General features: G+C 60.1%; 14 protein-coding genes. 13 read left to right on the top strand and 1 reads right to left on the bottom strand.

Annotated elements, in window-relative coordinates:
- Position 1: 1 nt before the first annotated feature.
- Entirely contained in the window at positions 2-1,069 is a 1,068-nt protein-coding gene (locus CES87_RS13245; protein WP_128606460.1) for a DUF2333 family protein, read from the bottom strand.
- Positions 1,070-1,557: 488 nt separating this feature from the next.
- Here CES87_RS13245 and gcbA point away from each other — a divergent pair, with 488 nt between their 5' ends.
- The 13 genes from gcbA (at position 1,558) to CES87_RS13175 (ending at position 19,551) form a co-directional block, all read left to right on the top strand.
- The gene (gene gcbA / locus CES87_RS13240; protein ID WP_128606459.1) at positions 1,558-3,201 is read left to right on the top strand and encodes a diguanylate cyclase GcbA; all 1,644 of its coding nucleotides are present in this window, start codon (positions 1,558-1,560) and stop codon (positions 3,199-3,201) included.
- Between the two features lie 78 nt (positions 3,202-3,279).
- Positions 3,280-5,226 carry a methyl-accepting chemotaxis protein gene (locus CES87_RS13235; RefSeq protein ID WP_128606458.1) on the top strand — a complete coding sequence of 649 codons (1,947 nt, stop codon included), beginning with the start codon at positions 3,280-3,282 and terminating at the stop codon, positions 5,224-5,226.
- Positions 5,227-5,397: 171 nt separating this feature from the next.
- Complete coding sequence (locus CES87_RS13230) at positions 5,398-7,137, top strand: protein-disulfide reductase DsbD (protein ID WP_128606457.1); 1,740 nt, start codon at positions 5,398-5,400, stop codon at positions 7,135-7,137.
- Between the two features lie 134 nt (positions 7,138-7,271).
- Positions 7,272-7,724, top strand: a complete 453-nt coding sequence (gene aroQ, locus CES87_RS13225) for a type II 3-dehydroquinate dehydratase (protein ID WP_128606456.1) — start codon at positions 7,272-7,274, stop codon at positions 7,722-7,724.
- A 48-nt stretch (positions 7,725-7,772) separates the two neighbouring features.
- Positions 7,773-8,234: an acetyl-CoA carboxylase biotin carboxyl carrier protein gene (gene accB / locus CES87_RS13220; RefSeq protein ID WP_128606455.1), complete on the top strand. Its 462-nt coding sequence runs from the start codon at positions 7,773-7,775 to the stop codon at positions 8,232-8,234.
- Positions 8,235-8,251: 17 nt separating this feature from the next.
- Positions 8,252-9,610: an acetyl-CoA carboxylase biotin carboxylase subunit gene (accC, locus tag CES87_RS13215; protein ID WP_128606454.1), complete on the top strand. Its 1,359-nt coding sequence runs from the start codon at positions 8,252-8,254 to the stop codon at positions 9,608-9,610.
- 243 nt (positions 9,611-9,853) lie between these two features.
- Entirely contained in the window at positions 9,854-10,732 is an 879-nt protein-coding gene (prmA, locus tag CES87_RS13205) for a 50S ribosomal protein L11 methyltransferase (RefSeq protein WP_128606453.1), read from the top strand.
- A 30-nt stretch (positions 10,733-10,762) separates the two neighbouring features.
- Positions 10,763-12,034, top strand: coding sequence for a DUF3426 domain-containing protein (locus CES87_RS13200; protein ID WP_128606452.1), 1,272 nt, complete (start codon positions 10,763-10,765; stop codon positions 12,032-12,034).
- A 185-nt stretch (positions 12,035-12,219) separates the two neighbouring features.
- Complete coding sequence (gene dusB / locus CES87_RS13195) at positions 12,220-13,230, top strand: tRNA dihydrouridine synthase DusB (RefSeq protein ID WP_128606451.1); 1,011 nt, start codon at positions 12,220-12,222, stop codon at positions 13,228-13,230.
- The gene (fis, locus tag CES87_RS13190) at positions 13,227-13,547 is read left to right on the top strand and encodes a DNA-binding transcriptional regulator Fis (protein WP_015093301.1); all 321 of its coding nucleotides are present in this window, start codon (positions 13,227-13,229) and stop codon (positions 13,545-13,547) included. The genes dusB and fis overlap by 4 nt, the downstream gene beginning before the upstream one ends.
- A gap of 81 nt (positions 13,548-13,628) precedes the next feature.
- Positions 13,629-15,236: a bifunctional phosphoribosylaminoimidazolecarboxamide formyltransferase/IMP cyclohydrolase gene (gene purH / locus CES87_RS13185; RefSeq protein WP_128606450.1), complete on the top strand. Its 1,608-nt coding sequence runs from the start codon at positions 13,629-13,631 to the stop codon at positions 15,234-15,236.
- Between the two features lie 142 nt (positions 15,237-15,378).
- On the top strand, positions 15,379-16,674 hold the full coding sequence (purD, locus tag CES87_RS13180) for a phosphoribosylamine--glycine ligase (RefSeq protein ID WP_128606449.1): 1,296 nt from the start codon (positions 15,379-15,381) through the stop codon (positions 16,672-16,674).
- 99 nt (positions 16,675-16,773) lie between these two features.
- The gene (locus CES87_RS13175; RefSeq protein ID WP_128606448.1) at positions 16,774-19,551 is read left to right on the top strand and encodes a hybrid sensor histidine kinase/response regulator; all 2,778 of its coding nucleotides are present in this window, start codon (positions 16,774-16,776) and stop codon (positions 19,549-19,551) included.
- The last annotated feature ends 59 nt before the right edge of the window (positions 19,552-19,610 follow it).

Raw genomic sequence — 19,610 nt, 5'->3', positions numbered from 1 at the left:
CTCAGCCCTGATTCAGCAGTTGACGCAAATCGATCACCGCCGCGTTGGCCCTGGAAATATAGTTGGCCATGACCAGAGAGTGGTTGGCCAGCACACCGAAGCCGCTGCCATTGAGGATCATAGGGCTCCATACCGGTTCCTGCGAAGCTTCCAGCTCTCGAATGATCTGACGCACGCTGACCGTGGCGTTCTTCTTGGCCAGCACATCGGCGAAGTCGACTTCGATGGCACGCAGCAAATGCGACAAGGCCCAAGCCTGGCCGCGAGCCTCGTAGAACACATTGTCGATCTGCATCCATGGGGTTTCGACGATTTCTTCGTCGACCTGAGGCGCGACACCCGGCGCCACGACTTCAGTCTTCAACGCCGTGTTGAGCTTGACCCGACCAACGCTGGCCGACAGTCGTTGCGACAGCGAACCCAGTCGAGTCCCGACGTCACCCAGCCAGTTGTTCAGGTTGTCGGCGCGGGCATAAAACAGTGCGCTCTTCTGGTTCGGATCGGACAGGCGCGCCTGATAGCGACTCAGGGAATTGATGCCTTCCTGATATTCGGACTCACTGGACGGCAGCACCCAGCTCTTGTTGTCGAAGTTGAAACGCGGTTCGGCCTTGGCCAGATCGGCGTCTTCAGCGGACTGCGACTGCGAACGGGCGAAATCTTTGCGCATCGCACGGCTCAAATCGCGCACCTGCACCAGCACGCCATATTCCCAGCTCGGCATGTTGTCCATCCATAGGCCCGGCGGAAAACGGTCGTTGGAAATGTAGCCTCCAGGCTTGGTCAGCAAGGTGCCGGCAACAGTCTTGAGGGTTTCCACGGTGGTGTAGCCGACCACCATCTGCTTGCCTTCTTTCTCGGCAGCCATTTGGGCGTTTTGCTGAACCGGGAACAGTGCAGGTTCCTCACTCCAGTACCAGCCCAGGGCAATTGTCACCAGCAGGTAGATGCCGACCAAGGTGGCCAGCGCCCGGCTGAACAGCAGACCACCCAGGTAACTGCGGGTAGCCGATTTCGGTTCAGCGGCACGTTCAGGCGCGCTACCGGCGCGGTTCTTCCAGTCCAGCATGGCGATATCCTTTCAATTTCTTGGGTTCATCGGTTCGACCACAACCATACAACAACGTGCCTTGGCCCGGCACCCGCCGTTAGGTTCATGTCGGAAATTAGCCTGCCGACAGGTATAAACAGAACACACAGGCAACACGCTCTCTGTAGCAGCTGGCGAAGCCTGCTGCTACAGATTGGCATTAACCCCTAAGGGATTCCCCTACCCCTTCGCTCGAGAATTCCTTCGTCCATTCAAGCCGACAGTCCATCCGACAACGAGGCTCATCATCCCGGTGAAGGGCGCTACATGCCCTGTGGGCAAAACCCTGAAAGCCCCGGTTCATGGGACCTTGTTAAGAATAGTCATCCAATTAAAGACCATGCAGTCATAAACTGAATGCTTCCACCTTGCAGATTATTGACGCACAACACTCATGCAATCGAAAAGAGGTGCTAGCATAGAGCCACCAGTCGACCTCAGCGCGCCCCCTAACCAGTAGTCAGGATATGACCGAGCCAGAAGACCCCAGCCGCGAGCGCCTCAAGCATCACTTTGCCCAGCGGGTAATTCATCAGGCACGTCAGATACTTGAGATATGGCAACGCCTGCAACGCAGTGAGTGGTCCACCCTCGACCTGTCGGAACTGAGCGAGGCCAACCTGCGCCTGCTGCGGTTCGCCGAGCGCTTCGAACAACCGGAACACGTTCAACTGGCACGCCACATCGGTCAGTCGCTGGAGGCTGTCGACGCCAATCGCGGACGCCTGAGCAGTGGACTGATCACTGACCTCAACCGATTGATGCAGCGCCTGTCACGCACCGGTTTGCGACATGGCGATCAGCTCGATCAAACACTCCTGCCGCCTCTGCGCAAGCCGATCTACGTGATGCTGCAGGATCACGACCGTGCCGAGCGCCTGGCCAAGCAACTGGAATTCTTCGGGCTCAGTGCCCAGTCCCTGGATAGCGTGTCGGCGTTCCGCTCCTCCATGGTTGAGCGCCTGCCGGCAGCGATTGTCATGGACGTGGACTTCAGTGGCCCAGGCATAGGCCTGAAACTGGCCGCGCAAGCCCAGGAAGGCCTCGATCAACACTTGCCGCTGCTGTTCTTCAGTTTGCACGAAACCGACACCCCGACCCGCCTTGCCGCCGTGCGTGCCGGAGGCCAGGAGTTCCTCACCGGCACCCTCGAAGCGTCGAGCCTGCTGGAGAAAATCGAAGTCCTGACCTGCGTCGCCCAGTACGAACCTTATAAAGTTCTGATCATCGATGACTCCCGTGCCCAGGCCTTGCACACCGAACGCCTGCTCAACAGCGCTGGGATCGTGACCCGGACCTTGATCGAGCCGATCCAGGCGATGGCCGAGCTGGCGGATTTTCAACCGGACCTGATCATCCTCGACATGTACATGCCGGCCTGCACCGGTACGGAACTGGCCAAAGTGATCCGCCACAACGACCGCTATGTCAGCGTGCCGATCATTTACCTGTCGGCCGAGGACGATCTGGACAAGCAGCTCGACGCCATGAGCGAGGGTGGTGACGACTTCCTGACCAAGCCGATCAAGCCCCGGCACCTGATCACCACCGTGCGCAACCGTGCGGCAAGGGCGCGTAATCTGAAGGCGCGAATGGTCCGCGACAGCCTCACGGGTTTGTACAACCACACCCACATTCTGCAATTGCTCGAAGACTGCTCGTTCCGCGCCCGCCGCGAGAACAAGCCGCTGAGCTTTGCCATGCTCGACATCGATCACTTCAAACGGGTCAACGACAGCCACGGCCACCCCATGGGCGACCGGGTGATCAAAAGCCTGGCGCTGTTCCTCAAACAGCGGTTGCGCAAGACCGATTTCATCGGCCGATACGGCGGCGAAGAATTCGCCATCGTCATGCCCGACACCGACCTTGAAGCGGCCCACAACGTACTGGATGAAATCCGTCAGCGTTTTGCCGAAATTCACTACCCTGCCCAGCCGCAGGATCTGTGGTGCACCTTCAGCGCCGGGGTGGTCGAACTGGGCGAAGACTCCGACGGCCTGTTAATGGCCAATCAGGCAGACGAGGCGCTGTATCGAGCCAAAGGCGCCGGGCGCAACCGCGTTCAAGCCGCGCGGCCGTCAAAGCAAAGTGCCACTTTTTCATCTTGATCGACCCTTCCGTCATAACCCTGTAACAGAAACGCAATAACTTCAGGTACTTACCATTTTGCCGTTGGTAGTCCCGCGATGCGCCTGAAGCTGCTGACCAATCTCAACACCCTCCTTTTAGTCGCCGTATGCGTGGCCCTAGGCGCCACGCTCTGGTGGTCGCAAAAAGCCCTCGAGCGCCCCTATCTATTAATGGAGCGCTACCTGGGTTTGTCCCAGCAGTTTCAAAATGAAGTGGCGCGCAACATCGAGGATTACCTCGCCAGCGGGGATGCCCTGCGCTTGAGCAGCGCCAGCCAGGCCATCGACAACCTGCAAAAGGAACTCGGGGAGTTGCCACCGGTGCTGGCTGAAACCTTGCGCCCCAGCTTGTCGAACCTGAACGAATTCAGCAAAACCGACTTGCTGGCCGCCGGCAAACTCGCGGGCGACCCGCAAGCCCTGTTGCTGCAAGCCGAGCGCGAATTGGGCGCCAGCCTTGATCAGCTCAGCCAGTACGCCAGCGGCAACACGACTTATCTGACACCGCTGCTCGCCGCCGCCCAGCATCTGGGCAAGCTGTCGCTGGCCCGAGACAAACTGGTCAGCAGCGGTCGTAGCGAACTGGCCGTCGATGTCGAACGCGAAGTCAGCAACATCCGCACCCAGGCCGGACAACTGGACGCCTTGCCATTGCTCGGCGTGGCTGCCAGCGGTGAATCGAACACCGATGATTTCGCCGCGATGATGGGCCTGGAAAACGCCGAAAAAACCGTCGCCGAAGACGCCGGGGTCAATTTCAAACGCGAGCTGAACAGCTTGCTCAACCGCTACCCGGCGGAATTGGCCCGCACCCGCGATCAGATCCAGAAACGCGCTGACCTCAGCACCGCGACCCACCTGAAAATCACTGACGTACAACAAGCAATTGCCGGCCTGGAGCCTGCTGTGCGCGCCCAGCACGGGCAGATCCAGGGTGAAGTCCGGCTGATGCAAGGAGTGATGATCGGCCTGATTCTGCTGATCGCATTGCTCATCGACACCCTGCAACGCCGCCTTGCCAGGACGCTGACCAATCTCGCACCCGCGCTCTCGACCTGGGCCGAGGGCGACTTCAGCCAGGACATCCAACTGGGCAAGACCAACCGCGAATTGCATGACATTGAAGCCTCGCTCAACCGCTTGCGTGCCTACCTGGTGGACCTGGTGGGGACCATTCGCCTCAACGCCGAGCAGGTCGCCGGCAGCAGCCGAACCCTGGCCGAGCTGAGCAACGACCTGCACAGCGGCGCTGAACATCAGGCCGGTGACACGGCGCTGATCCGCGATTCCCTGGGCGAACTGGAAGCGACCATCCAGCAAGTCGCCGGCGATGCCAGCCAGGCCGCCGACGCCAGCCGCCATGCGGGGCTGGCGGTGGAGCACGGGCAGAAAGTCATCGGCCAGAGCCTCACTGGCTTGCATGCGTTGGTGGATGAAGTACAGGGTAACGCCCAGATGATCGAGCACCTGGCCGAAGAGTCCGCGACCATCGGCGGCGTGCTGACAGTGATCCGTTCGATCGCCGACCAGACCAATCTGCTGGCGCTGAACGCTGCCATTGAAGCCGCCCGTGCCGGGGAAATGGGCCGCGGTTTTGCCGTGGTGGCAGAAGAAGTCCGCTCGTTGGCCCAACGCACCGCCGGGGCCACGGCCGAGATCCAGACCTTGATCGCCGGCCTGCAAACCGCGGCGCGACAATCGGTCGAAGGCATGCGCGCCCAGGTCGAGCATGCCGAAGCTACGGCCAACCAGGCCCAGGCCGCCGACGGCGCGCTGGATAAAATTGTCGGGGCAATCCAGACCATTTCCGACACAGCCGTACGCATTGCCGATGTCACCGCCCAGCAGAGCGGTGCCGTCAGCGAAATCCGCAATCACAGCGAACGGATTCACCAATTGGGTGGGGATAACTTGCTGCGCATCGGTCAAGGACGTGAGCAGGGGGAGAATCTTTTGGTGCTGGGCGGACGCCTGCATACCGCCGTCCAGGCCTTCCGCGTCTAAAGATCATCCCGATACCTGTAGGAGCGAGGCTTGCCCGCGAAGACGGCGGCACATTCAACATCAATGTTGACTGACCTGACGCCTACGCGGGCAAGCCTCGCTCCTACAGGTACGGGGTAATTCGCGCTGCTGTCCGCTATCATGCCCACAACTCCGATACGCGAGACCGTCATGCGCCGTTTGCTCTGCCTGCTGCTTTTAGTGCTCGCCCTGCCGGCCACCGCCGCCGGATTACTGGAGAGTCGTCCCAGCTCGACCCTGGGCTCGATCAATAACAGCGCAGACTTCCTGCCGGTGCGCGAAGCCTTTCAGTTGAGCCTGGTGGAAAGCACGCCGCAATCGATCAAACTGCGCTTCGTTGCCACCGAGGGTTATTACCTCTACCACCACCGTTTTCAATTCCGCGCCGACCCGAGCGATGTCACGCTCGGGCCCGCGCAATTGCCCAAAGGTGAACAGAAGCACGACGAGTACTTCGGCGATGTCGAGGTCTACCACGGCATTCTCGACGTAGAGCTACCGCGCACCGATCAACGCACCTTCACTCTGGCCGTGACCTATCAGGGTTGCGCGGACAAAGGCCTGTGCTATCCGCCCGAAACGGAACGTTTGAGCATCAATGGCAACGGCGCATCAACACGTCATGACTGGGGCTGGCGCGAACTGGCGCTGTTCTTCCTTGCGGGCCTGGGTCTGACCTTTACGCCGTGCGTGCTGCCCATGCTGCCGATTCTTTCGGGCGTGGTATTGCGCGGTCAGGTCGGCGGCCTGCGCGGCTTCAATCTGTCGCTGGCCTACGTACTGCCGATGGCTGCCTGCTTCGCCCTGCTCGGAGCGTTGATGGGGATGTTCGGCGCACAGCTCAATTTGCAGGCGCGCCTGCAATCGGCATGGGTGTTGGTGCCGTTCGCGATGTTTTTTGCGGTGTTTGCTTTGGCGATGTTCGGTGTGTTCGAACTCAAATTGCCTCATGCGATCAGCAGTCGGCTGGACCGCATTGCCGGACGCACCGAAGGCGGTTCGCTATGGGGGGCCGCGGTACTTGGGGTGGTCTCCAGCCTGCTGGTTTCGCCTTGCGTTTCGGCGCCACTGGCCGGAGCGTTGCTTTATATCAGCGCCAGTGGCGATGCCTTGGGCGGCGGCTTGAAACTGTTCATGCTCGGACTCGGCATGGGTACCCCGCTGCTGCTGGTGGCTACGGGCGGCGCGGCGTGGTTGCCGAAAAGCGGACCGTGGCTGGTCTACATGAAGAATGCGATTGGCGTGTTGTTGCTGGGGCTGGCGATCGGTTTGCTCAGCCGGGTATTGCCGGGCCAGATCACTTTGTTGCTCATTGGTTTGCTCTCCGGCGGCGTCGGTTTGTTCATGGGCGCGCTGGAGTTCGTCTATAAGCCGCCAAGAAAACGCCTGGGCCAATTGCTCGGCATGTTCCTGCTGTTTTATGCACTGGCCTGCTGGTATGGCGGCTTCAGCGGCCAGAGCGATCCGTTCAATCCGATTGGCCAGTCACGCACAGTCGTCGGTGAGTCGCCGTCCAACACCAGCGCTTGGCAAACCGTTAGTACCCCGGCAGCCCTCGATCGCGCACTCGCCGACGCGCACTCGTCCGGCACACCGCTGCTGCTCGACTGGTACGCCGACTGGTGCATCAGCTGTAAAGTCATCGAACACGAAGTCCTCAACGACGCCACCGTCGTCGAACGCCTCAAGGGCTATAGGCTGATTCGCTTCGACATCACCGCCAGCAACGCCGAACAACGGACGCTGCTGGACCGTTACAAGTTGTTCGGTCCTCCGGCCTTGATGTTTTTCGGCAAGGACGGGGTCGAACGCGCCGATGTGCGGGTGATCGGCGAGATCAATGCCACGGACTTCGCCGAACGTGTCGCCAAAGCGAATGACCGGATTTAATCAAGCGGTCACATATCTCGCGCAAACATCGGGCATCGTGCTGGCTATTGCAGAGAACTGGACAGTCGCAAAGGCTTTGCGGCATAGTCGCCGGGTTCTGACAATTGCACACCGTTAAAACAAGGGAACAGCCGATGGCGACGCTACTGGTTCTGCACGGACCCAACCTGAACATGCTTGGCACCCGTGAACCGGGCACCTATGGCGCCACGACACTGGCGCAGATCAACCAGGACCTGGAACGCCGTGCCCGTGAAGCCGGCCACCATTTGCTGCACCTGCAAAGCAATGCCGAGTACGAATTGATCGACCGCATCCACGCCGCTCGCAGCGAAGGTGTGGACTTCATTCTGATCAACCCAGCAGCTTTTACACATACAAGTGTCGCATTACGTGACGCGCTGCTGGCGGTGAGCATCCCATTCATCGAAGTGCATTTGTCAAACGTGCACAAACGCGAACCTTTCCGCCATCACTCTTACTTCTCCGACGTAGCGGTGGGAGTGATCTGCGGCCTTGGCGCCAGCGGTTATCGACTGGCCCTGGAGGCCGCCCTAGAGCAGCTTGAAATACAGGCAACAGCTTGAACAACAAGCGTTAAACGCCCCTGACCGACCCTTGGGAGTTGATGATTCATGGATATCCGTAAAGTTAAGAAACTGATCGAATTGCTGGAAGAGTCCGGCATCGACGAGCTCGAGATCAAGGAAGGCGAAGAGTCCGTACGCATCAGCCGTCATAGCAAAACCCCGGCTCAGCAGTACTACGCACCGGCTCCAATGCCTGCTCCGGTTGCCGCGCCTGCCGCTGCTGCTCCGGCTGCTGCCGCTGCCCCTGCTGCTCCGGCCGCCCCAGTGTTGAACGGCACCGTTGCCCGTTCGCCAATGGTCGGTACGTTCTATCGCAAATCTTCGCCAACCTCACCGTCCTTCGTTGAAGTCGGCCAGACCGTGAAGAAAGGCGACACCCTGTGCATCGTTGAAGCGATGAAGATGATGAACCACATCGAAGCTGAAACCAGCGGTGTGATCGAATCCATCCTCGTCGAAGACGGCCAGCCGGTTGAGTACGACCAACCGCTGTTCACCATCGTTTGAACCGCGGAGAGCCTTTGATGACTGCGAAGTTGGAAAAAGTTCTGATCGCCAACCGCGGTGAGATCGCACTGCGGATTCTGCGCGCCTGCAAAGAGATGGGCATCAAGACCGTCGCCGTTTATTCCAAGGCTGACAAGGAACTGATGCACCTGGGCCTGGCAGACGAATCCGTCTGCATCGGTCCGGCATCGGCCGCCCACTCCTACCTGCACATCCCGGCAATCATCGCCGCAGCTGAAGTGACGGGCGCCACCGCCATTCACCCAGGCTACGGTTTCCTCGCGGAAAACGCCGACTTCGCCGAACAAGTCGAGAACTCCGGCTTCGCCTTCATCGGCCCGAAAGCTGAAACCATCCGCCTGATGGGCGACAAGGTTTCGGCCAAGCACGCGATGATCGCCGCCGGCGTACCGACTGTTCCAGGTTCCGATGGCCCGCTGCCGGAAGACGAAGAAACTGCTCTGCGCATCGGTCGTGAAGTCGGTTATCCGGTGATCATCAAGGCCGCTGGCGGCGGTGGTGGTCGCGGCATGCGCGTCGTGCATAAAGAAGAAGACCTGATTTCCTCGGCGAAGCTGACCCGCTCTGAAGCGGGCGCAGCGTTCGGCAACTCGATGGTCTATCTGGAAAAATTCCTGACCAACCCACGTCACGTGGAAGTTCAGGTGCTTTCCGATGGCCAGGGCCATGCCATCCACCTGGGTGACCGCGATTGCTCGCTGCAACGTCGCCACCAGAAAGTTCTCGAAGAAGCGCCAGCACCGGGCATCGACGAGAAGGCTCGCCAGGAAGTCTTCGCCCGCTGCGTCAAGGCGTGCATCGACATCGGCTACCGTGGCGCGGGGACTTTCGAGTTCCTGTACGAGAACGGTGCGTTCTATTTCATCGAGATGAACACTCGCGTTCAGGTCGAACACCCGGTTTCAGAAATGGTCACCGGTATCGACATCGTCAAGGAGATGCTCAGCATCGCCGCCGGCAACAAGCTGTCGTTCACCCAGGATGACGTGGTCATCCGCGGTCACGCACTGGAATGCCGGATCAACGCCGAAGACCCGAAAACCTTCATGCCAAGCCCTGGCACGGTCAAGCATTTCCACGCTCCAGGCGGCAACGGCGTTCGCGTCGACTCGCACCTGTACAGTGGCTATGCCGTTCCGCCGAACTATGATTCGTTGATCGGCAAGCTGATCACCTACGGCGCAACCCGTGACGAAGCCATGGCGCGCATGCGCAACGCGCTGGACGAAATCGTGGTCGACGGGATCAAGACCAACATCCCGCTGCACCGCGACCTGACCCGCGATGAAGGCTTCTGCAAAGGGGGCGTGAACATTCACTACCTCGAGCACAAGCTGGCTGCCGAGAAGCACTAAGCTTCGCTGCAGATCAACAAGGCCGCCTTCGGGCGGCTTTGTTGTGTCTGCGCCCCCTGTAGGAGCGAGGCTTGCCCGCGAACCAGACGCTGAGGCGTGTCAGACTCACCGATTGATCGTTCTTCGCGGGCAAGCCTCGCTCCTACGTGTAGGCCTTATCGTCTTCTGCGTCGCGCTCGCGTAAACTTACGCGCTTCTCGCAGCCCGCTAGGCTGCAATCAATATTTTTCAAAGGTGCCCGCCATGCCTTGGCTGCAAGTCCGTCTCGCCATCAGCCCAGAACAAGCCGAAACCTACGAAGACGCGTTCCTTGAAGTGGGCGCCGTGTCGGTGACCTTCATGGACGCCGAGGATCAGCCGATCTTCGAGCCGGAACTCAACACCACGCCACTGTGGGCGCACACCCACCTGCTGGCCCTGTTCGAAGGTGGCACCGAGGCTGCCCCGGTACTGGCCCATCTGGAACTGCTGACCGGCAGCCCGCTGCCCGAGCATCACAGCGAAGTAATCGAAGACCAGGACTGGGAACGCAGCTGGATGGACGGTTTCCAGCCGATGCGTTTTGGCCAGCGCCTATGGATTGTGCCGAGCTGGCACGCTGCCCCCGAGCCTGATGCGGTAAACCTGCTGCTGGACCCGGGCCTGGCGTTCGGCACCGGCACCCACCCGACTACCGCACTGTGCCTGGAATGGCTTGATGGTCAGGACCTGAAAGACTGCAACGTGCTGGACTTCGGCTGCGGCTCGGGGATTCTGGCGATTGCCGCCCTGCTGCTTGGCGCCAAAGAGGCCGTGGGCACCGACATTGACGTGCAGGCGCTGGAAGCTTCTCGCGATAACGCCGGACGCAACAATATTGCCGAAGAACTCTTCCCACTGTATTTGCCGCAAGACCTGCCGCAGGTTCAGGCCGACGTGCTGTTGGCCAACATCCTCGCGGGTCCGCTGGTGTCCCTCGCGCCACAATTGTCTGGCCTGGTCAAGGCCGGTGGTCGCCTGGCACTGTCGGGCATCCTCGCCGAGCAAGGTGAAGAAGTCGCCGCCGCCTATGCCAAAGACTTCGACCTGGACCCCATCGCCAATCGCGATGGCTGGGTGCGCATCACAGGCCGTCGGCGCTAGAATGAACGTCTGCATAGACCGGATCGCCGCATGACCGACAGCTTCGTCACCCAGTGCCCGCATTGTCAAACCAGCTTCCGCGTCAGCCATGCTCAGTTGAGCGTGGCTCGCGGTGTCGTTCGCTGTGGCTCATGCCTGCAGGTATTCAACGCTGCCAAGCAACTGCTTGAGCAGGCTGGCAAAGAGCCCGTCGCACCTGTCGCGCCAACCATCGTAGAAGAACCAGCATCCGCGGCGCCCCGGGCCATCAGCCAAAAGCAATGGACCGCTACCGAACTTGACTTGGACAGCCTCGACCTCGACGAAGAACTCGCCCGGCTCGAACAGCGGGAAATCCAGCCGACCACCGAGTTCGGCCGGCACCGCGAAGACACCCTCAGCGCGCGCCGCGACAGTGCCGAAAACGACGAAGAACCCTGGACTTCCAACAGCCTGTTCAGCGAATCAGCGGCCGACCGCGCGCAAGCGGTCAACGACCTTGACGATCTCGATACGCTCGACGCTCTCGAAACGCTAGACACCGCTGAACCGGTGAATGAACCGGGCAGCATACTCTCGCGCACCGAACCATCGCTCTCGCTGGAACCAGTGGAGCTGGACGACGAACCGCCGCCGCAGCTTCGTCTGCATGACCCACTGGACGCCCCTCTACATCACGAACGCCTGTCAGCTACGACAAGCGATGAAAGTGACGACGACCTGCCCTCAATCGAACCGCTTCGCAAACGACGCGAACGCAGCGAACCGGGGGTTCGCGCCGAGGTTCTGCCGGACTTGACCGATGATCCGCTGCAACTGGATTGGCAAAAACGCCGCTCTCCCTGGGGCCGTCGATTCTTCTGGCTGCTGCTGATCCTGCTCGGCGCCGGCGCACTCGTCGGCCAATATGTCGCCTACCACTTCGACGAACTGGCGCGCCAGGACCAATACCGCCCGTGGTTCCTGCAACTGTGCCCGCAAATCGGTTGCATCGTGCCATCCAAGGTCGACATCGCGAAAATCAAAAGCAGCAACCTGGTCGTACGCAGCCATCCGGAATTCAGCGGCGCACTGGTGGTCGATGCGATCATCTACAACCGCGCGCCCTTCTCCCAGCCTTTCCCGCTGCTGGAGCTGCGTTTTGCCGATCTCAACGGCCATCTGATCGCCAGCCGTCGCTTCAAGCCTGGCGAGTACCTCAACGGCGACCTCGAAGGCATGGTGGAAATGCCTCCGCAAACGCCGATCCACATCGCACTGGACATTCTCGACCCAGGCGCCAAAGCGGTGAACTACAGCCTGAGTTTCCACTCGCCCGAGTGAAACGATTCACTGACCCCCAATTGACGACGGCTTTCTGACTTCACCCACGCGGACCAAACCGCTGGCGATAACAGAATAACTGTTCAGATTTTGTTCAATTCAGCCTTTATCCAGTCATCGAGAGCGGGTATCATGCCAACCCTTTTTCGAACTCTCATGATCCGGCCCCACAACAGGGAAGCCCTATGTCGGCGGTACGCATCGGTCCATACACATTACACAACGGCTTGATTCTCGCCCCTATGGCGGGCGTCACCGACCAGCCCTTTCGTCAGCTGTGCAAGCGATTGGGCGCGGGGCTAGTAGTCTCGGAAATGGTCACCAGCGACATGAGTTTGTGGAACACCCGCAAGTCACGGATGCGCATGATCCACGAAGGTGATCCCGAGCCACGCTCGGTACAGATCGCCGGTGGCGACGCACAGATGCTTGCGGATGCGGCCCGGGCCAACGTCGAGTCGGGCGCACAGATTATCGATATCAACATGGGCTGTCCGGCGAAGAAGGTCTGCAACAAGGCTGCAGGTTCCGCACTGTTGAAGGATGAAGCACTGGTAACCGAGATCCTGCAGGCCGTCGTGGCTGCGGTCGATGTGCCGGTTACCCTGAAGATCCGTACCGGCTGGGACCGGGACAACAAGAATGGCTTGACGGTGGCAAAGATCGCCGAGCAGGCAGGCATTACGGCGTTGGCGGTCCATGGCCGCACCCGTGCAGACCTGTACACCGGTGAAGCCGAGTACGACACCATCGCCGCGATCAAGCAGGCGGTGTCGATGCCGGTCTTTGCCAACGGCGATATCGACTCGCCGCAAAAGGCCCGTTACGTGCTCGACGCGACCGGTGCCGACGGCCTGCTGATTGGCCGGGCTGCCCAGGGGCGGCCATGGATTTTTCGTGAGATCGACCATTTCCTGCGTACCGGCGAGAAGCTCCCGGCGCCAGGGCTGATCGAAGTGGAACACATTCTGCTAGAGCATCTGGCTGCGCTGCACGCCTTCTATGGAGACGTGATGGGCGTACGCATTGCTCGAAAGCATGTGGGCTGGTATCTCGCAACCTTGCCGGGCGCCAGGGAGTTTCGCGCCCACTTCAATCGTTTGGAAGATACGGAAGCACAATGCGCCAACGTTCAGGACTTCTTCGCCGAACGTTATAAGAGCCTGACAGGGGACGGAGAGGGGGTGGCCGCATGACGATGATGACCGAGACTTTAGTGAGTGGAACTACACCCGTGAGCGACAACGTGAATTTGAAACAGCACCTCAATACTCCGAGCGAAGAAGGTCAGACCCTTCGCGGGAGTGTCGAGAAAGCGCTGCACAATTATTTCGCCCACCTTGAGGGCGCTGCCGTCACGGATGTGTACAACCTGGTGCTCTCCGAAGTCGAGGCTCCCCTGCTCGAGTGCGTGATGAACTACGTCAAGGGCAACCAGACCAAGGCTAGCGAGATGCTCGGACTGAACCGGGGCACGCTGCGCAAGAAACTCAAGCAGTACGATTTGTTGTAAGCATTCAATCAAACCAGAAAGGCGTCCGCGTAAAACCGGTCGCCTTTTTTGCTGACTCCTTTGCTTTTGATGGAAATTGAGATGACCGACCAGACTACCCGCCTGCCGATCCGCCGCGCCTTGATCAGCGTTTCCGACAAGACCGGGATCCTCGAATTTGCCAAAGAGCTTGAAGCCCTGGGCGTCGAGATCCTTTCAACCGGCGGGACGTTCAAGCTGCTGCAGGACAACGGCGTTGCCGCAGTGGAAGTCGCTGATTACACCGGTTTCGCGGAAATGATGGATGGCCGGGTAAAAACCCTGCACCCGAAAATACACGGCGGGATTCTCGGTCGTCGCGGTATCGACGACGCGATCATGAACGAACACGGCATCAAGCCGATCGATCTGGTAGCGGTCAACCTCTACCCGTTCGAAGCCACCATCAACAAACCAGGCTGCGACTTGCCGACCGCGATCGAGAACATCGATATCGGCGGTCCGACCATGGTCCGTTCCGCGGCCAAGAACCACAAAGACGTGGCTATCGTGGTTAATGCCAGCGATTACACCAACGTACTGGAAAACCTCAAGGCTGGCGGCCTGACCTACGCTCAGCGTTTCGACCTGATGCTCAAGGCGTTCGAACACACCGCTGCCTACGACGGCATGATCGCCAACTACATGGGCACCGTGAACCAGGCCGCTGACACTCTCAGCACCGAAGGTCGCAGCGAATTCCCGCGCACCTTCAACAGCCAGTTCATCAAGGCCCAGGAAATGCGCTACGGCGAGAACCCGCACCAGAGCGCGGCGTTCTACGTTGAGGCCAAGCCTGCCGAAGTCGGCATCGCCACCGCGACCCAACTGCAGGGCAAGGAACTGTCGTACAACAACGTGGCCGACACCGACGCCGCGCTGGAATGTGTGAAGAGCTTCGTCAAACCGGCCTGCGTGATCGTCAAGCACGCCAACCCGTGCGGCGTAGCCGTGAGCCCGGACGCCGAAGGCGGTATCCGCAAGGCCTACGACCTGGCCTACGCCACCGATACCGAATCCGCATTCGGCGGCATCATCGCCTTCAACCGCGAACTGGATGCTGAAACCGCCAAGGCCATCGTCGAGCGTCAATTCGTCGAAGTGATCATCGCCCCAAGCGTCAGCGAAGAAGCCCGTGCCATCGTGGCGGCAAAAGCCAACGTACGCCTGCTGGCCTGTGGCGAGTGGTCGGCGGATCGAGCCGCTGCCTGGGACTACAAACGCGTCAACGGTGGCTTGCTGGTGCAGAGCCGCGATATCGGCATGATCGGCGCCGATGACCTGAAGGTCGTTACCAAGCGCGCACCGACCGAGCAGGAAATCCACGACCTGATCTTCGCTTGGAAAGTCGCCAAGTACGTGAAGTCCAACGCCATCGTCTACGCCAAGAACCGCCAGACCATCGGTGTCGGCGCGGGCCAGATGAGCCGCGTGAATTCCGCACGTATTGCCGCGATCAAGGCTGAACACGCAGGCCTGCAGGTACAGGGCGCGGTCATGGCGTCCGACGCATTCTTCCCGTTCCGCGACGGCATCGACAACGCGGCCAAGGCCGGCATCACCGCAGTGATCCAGCCTGGTGGCTCGATGCGTGACAATGAAGTGATTGCTGCGGCAGACGAGGCCGGAATCGCCATGGTCTTCACTGGCATGCGCCACTTCCGTCATTGATACACGCCCACTGTAGGAGCCGGCTTGCCGGCGAAGGCGGTCCGTCAGACAGACCGAGGGGCCCCCTTCGCTGGCAAGCCAGCTCCTACAAAAGCATCCAGCGCGATGCTTCCCAGAATTTGCGTCATCCGAGGTTTTTGAAATGAATGTTTTGATCATTGGCAGCGGTGGCCGTGAACACGCCCTGGCCTGGAAAGTGGCTCAGGATTCGCGCGTGCAGAAAGTTTTCGTGGCACCGGGCAACGCCGGCACCGCCATTGAAGCCAAGTGCGAGAACGTCGATATCGACGTACTGGCCCTCGAGCAACTGGCAGACTTCGCCGAGAAAAACGTTTCCCTGACCATCGTCGGCCCGGAAGTGCCGCTGGTCGCTGGCGTCGTTGACCTGTTCCGCTCCCGTGGCCTGGATTGCTTCGGCCCAACCGCTGGTGCTGCTCAGCTGGAAGGCTCGAAAGCGTTCACCAAGGACTTCCTCGCCCGCCACAAGATCCCGACCGCCGACTACCAGAACTTTACCGAGATCGAGCCGGCCCTGGCTTACCTGCGTGTAAAAGGCGCGCCGATCGTGATCAAGGCCGATGGCCTTGCCGCCGGTAAAGGCGTAATCGTTGCCATGACCCTGGCCGAAGCCGAAGACGCCGTGCGCGACATGCTGGCGGGCAATGCCTTCGGTGATGCCGGTTCGCGCGTCGTGATCGAAGAGTTTCTGGACGGCGAAGAAGCCAGCTTCATCGTCATGGTCGACGGCAAGAACGTACTGCCGATGGCCACCAGCCAGGACCACAAACGCGTCGGCGACGGCGACACCGGTCCGAACACCGGTGGCATGGGTGCCTACTCCCCGGCTCCGGTAGTCACCAATGAAGTGCACAAACGTGTCATGGACCTGGTGATCTGGCCGACGGTTCGCGGTATGGCCGAGGAAGGTAACGTCTACACTGGTTTCCTATACGCGGGCCTGATGATTGACAAGGCTGGTAACCCAAAAGTTATCGAATTCAACTGCCGTTTCGGCGACCCTGAGACCCAGCCAGTCATGCTGCGTTTGCAGTCGAGCCTGGTGCTGCTGGTCGAAGCGGCCCTGGCACAGGCGCTGGACAAGGTCGAGGCACAATGGGATCCACGTCCGAGCGTCGGCATCGTGCTGGCCGCCGGCGGCTATCCTGGTGACTACGCCAAAGGCGCGGCCATCAAAGGCCTGGATGCAGCGGCGACACTGGAAGGTAAAGTTTTCCACGCCGGTACTGCACTCAAGGAAGGTCAAGTAGTAACGGCCGGTGGTCGGGTACTTTGCGCCACTGCCATGGGCGCCAGCGTCGATGCTGCTCAACAGCAGGCATACAAGCTGGCGGCCAACATTGATTGGGAAGGCTGTTTCTATCGCAAGGACATTGGCTATCGTGCCATTGCCCGCGAGCGTGGCGAAAATCAGGAATAAGCTACCCATTCGGCCGGGCAAGGGCCTTGGGCCCTTGCCTGACTATTCCGGCGCCGCGCATAGTTATATTCTGGCATCAACCTACGAAGGGATTTCGCCGTGCGCTGGCTCAGGATTGCCATAGGCTTCACCGTCACACTGCTGACCCTGCTCTGCTTGCTCCCGGCTCAGGCCGGGCAAGGCAGTGGCTTAGCGGTATTGCTCGACGAACAGGGCGACCTGCAACTGAGCGACATCCGTTCCTCCCGCTACACCAACCAATTCAGTCCTATCGATCTCGAACGCGTAACGGCAGCCGAGCCCGACGGCGCACTCTGGCTACGCTTTCGCCTCGCACCCGGCAAGCATGAACAGCTGCTGAGGGTGTTCGCACCCGATCTGCTGCAACTCAATATGTATGTGCTGGACGGCGACAAGCTGATAGAGCAGTCGAGTACCGGTAACAAACAGTCCCTGGCTGACCGGCCACTGCCCAGCAGCGATTTCATGCTGCCGTTGCCGCAAATCGACAAGCCCCTTGATGTATACCTGCGACTGGTCTCCGAACATCAGCTGCGGCCCTATATCAGCCTGCAATCGGCAGTCATGGCCGCGGCCAGTCAGAACCAGTCGCTGATCTATGGCCTGTTGTTGGGCTGTATCGGCATGCTGATCCTGCACAACCTTATCCGCTATGCGTACACCCGCTCGCGCAGCAGTGCCTGGCTGGCGGCTTGCGAAGGTTTGTTGGGGCTCAGCCTTGTGCTGTTGCTGAATTTGGCGGGGTCCTGGCTGCCGGACTGGCAAGCCGTGCAAGCGCCGGGGGCATACCTCGCCTTGTTACTGACAGCCCCCTGCGGCCTTATGTTCGCCTATCGTTTCTTCGCCCCCCTCGGCCCGCACCCGCTGAACAAGCTGATACTGGCCGAAATTCTATTCATCACGATCTGCGGTCTGTTACTGCTTTTCGTCAACACTCTACCGCTGAACATTATCACTTACGGCCTGGTCGCCCTTGCGGGCCTGACCATGTTATTCGCCAGCGCCTATCACTGGCAGAAAGGCTATCGCCCTGCACGGCTGTTCGTGGCGGCCATGGTGGTGTTCAACCTTGGTACGTTGATCATCCTGCCTGCGCTGCTCGGGCTGACCCTGATCGAGCCTCATGGCCTGATCACCACCCTTCTGGCGTTCATTTGTATCAGCGGCCTGCTGATGAGCATCGCCCTGAGCGAGCGCGGGCGCCGCATCACTGAAGATCGCTTCAGCATCAGCCGCGACCTGGCGGCCAGCAACGCGGAGATCAACGCCAAGGCTGAATTCCTCGCGAAAATCAGCCACGAGATCCGCACCCCGATGAATGGTGTGCTGGGCATGACCGAGCTGTTGCTGGGTACGCCACTCTCGGTCAAGCAGCGCGACTATGTGCAGACTATCCATAGTGCCGGCAACGAGTTGCTGACGCTGATCAACGAAATCCTCGATATATCCAAGCTCGAATCCGGACAGATCGAACTCGATGATGTGCAGTTCGATCTCAACGCGTTGATCGAAGACTGCCTGAACATCTTCCGCGCCAAGGCCGAACAACAGAACGTCGAGCTGATCAGTTTCATCCAGCCGCAAGTTCCGCGAGTCATAAGTGGTGATCCGACACGCCTGCGCCAGACCCTCTTGAGTCTGCTTGAAAACGCTTTGAAGAAAACCGACGAAGGCGAGATCCTGATCGTCGTCGCGCTCGACGAGCGCAGTGCCAAACCGCGCCTGCGCATCGCCGTGCAGGACAGCGGTGAACCCATGGACGCCGAAGAGCGCGATGCGCTGATGCACGCCGAGCTCCACAGCAAGCACTTTCTCTCGGCCAACCGCCTGGGCGGCAATCTGGGGCTTGTCATCGCCCGTCAACTGATTCGCTTGATGCAAGGCGAGTTCGGCATCAAGAGCGGGAGCAACCAGGGCAGCACTCTATGGCTGACGTTGCCGCTGGACCCTGACCGGCTCGAACACCCGACCTCCGACCTCGATGGCCCGCTGCAAGGTGCACGGGTATTGGTGGTGGATGACAACGACACCTGTCGCAAGGTGCTGGTGCAACAATGCAGCGCCTGGGGCCTGAACGTCAGCGCTGTTGCATCCGGCAAGGAAGCACTGGCGCTACTGCGCACCAAGGCACACTTGCGCGACTACTTCGATGTGGTCCTGGTGGACCAGAACATGCCCGGCATGACCGGGATGCAACTGGCCGCCAAGATCAAGGAAGACCCAAGCCTGAACCACGACATCCTGCTGATCATGCTCACGGGCATCAGCAATGCACCGAGCAAAATCATCGCGCGCAACTCGGGGATCAAACGCATCCTCGCCAAACCGGTGGCCGGTTACACCCTAAAAACGACCCTCGCCGAAGAGCTGAACCAACGCAACAAGGGCCTCGCAGTTATGCAACAACTACCCTCCGGCCCGACACTGCCAATCAAGGTGCCCAGCGATTTTCGTATTCTGGTGGCCGAAGACAACAGCATCTCGACCAAGGTTATCCGCGGCATGCTGGGCAAGCTCAATCTGCAACCTGACACCGCCAGCAATGGTGAAGAAGCCTTGCAGGCAATGAAGGCCCAGCGTTACGACCTGGTGTTGATGGACTGTGAAATGCCGATCCTGGACGGCTTCTCGGCCACCCAGCAATTGCGCGCCTGGGAAGTGGGCAACCAGCGGACCCGTACCCCCGTGGTCGCGCTTACCGCACACATCCTCGCCGAGCATAAGGAACGCGCGCGTCAGGCCGGCATGGACGGGCACATGGCCAAACCGGTCGAGCTCTCGCAGCTGCGCGAACTGATCGAACACTGGGTTGCCCAGCGCGATCTGCAGAGCCGCACGGCGACACCAACGTCCTGAGCCGACAGACTGCGCGACGCCTGATAGACTCCCCCTCGACTTCCCTCGCCAGTGAGCCT

It is taken from the genome of Pseudomonas sp. ERMR1:02 (assembly GCF_002277815.1).
In the GTDB taxonomy this organism is placed as follows: Bacteria; Pseudomonadota; Gammaproteobacteria; order Pseudomonadales; family Pseudomonadaceae; genus Aquipseudomonas.
Note: the sequence above shows the minus strand (reverse complement) of the source record. Positions and strands in the feature narration are given on the sequence as shown.

Bases quoted from the DNA above. Each gene is read 5' to 3' on its own strand.
- CES87_RS13245 (WP_128606460.1), bottom strand. From the start codon at position 1,069: ATGCTGGACTGGAAGAACCGCGCCGGTAGCGCGCCTGAACGTGCCGCT.
- gcbA (WP_128606459.1), top strand. From the start codon at position 1,558: ATGACCGAGCCAGAAGACCCCAGCCGCGAGCGCCTCAAGCATCACTTT.
- CES87_RS13235 (WP_128606458.1), top strand. From the start codon at position 3,280: ATGCGCCTGAAGCTGCTGACCAATCTCAACACCCTCCTTTTAGTCGCC.
- CES87_RS13230 (WP_128606457.1), top strand. From the start codon at position 5,398: ATGCGCCGTTTGCTCTGCCTGCTGCTTTTAGTGCTCGCCCTGCCGGCC.
- aroQ (WP_128606456.1), top strand. From the start codon at position 7,272: ATGGCGACGCTACTGGTTCTGCACGGACCCAACCTGAACATGCTTGGC.
- accB (WP_128606455.1), top strand. From the start codon at position 7,773: ATGGATATCCGTAAAGTTAAGAAACTGATCGAATTGCTGGAAGAGTCC.
- accC (WP_128606454.1), top strand. From the start codon at position 8,252: ATGACTGCGAAGTTGGAAAAAGTTCTGATCGCCAACCGCGGTGAGATC.
- prmA (WP_128606453.1), top strand. From the start codon at position 9,854: ATGCCTTGGCTGCAAGTCCGTCTCGCCATCAGCCCAGAACAAGCCGAA.
- CES87_RS13200 (WP_128606452.1), top strand. From the start codon at position 10,763: ATGACCGACAGCTTCGTCACCCAGTGCCCGCATTGTCAAACCAGCTTC.
- dusB (WP_128606451.1), top strand. From the start codon at position 12,220: ATGTCGGCGGTACGCATCGGTCCATACACATTACACAACGGCTTGATT.
- fis (WP_015093301.1), top strand. From the start codon at position 13,227: ATGACGATGATGACCGAGACTTTAGTGAGTGGAACTACACCCGTGAGC.
- purH (WP_128606450.1), top strand. From the start codon at position 13,629: ATGACCGACCAGACTACCCGCCTGCCGATCCGCCGCGCCTTGATCAGC.
- purD (WP_128606449.1), top strand. From the start codon at position 15,379: ATGAATGTTTTGATCATTGGCAGCGGTGGCCGTGAACACGCCCTGGCC.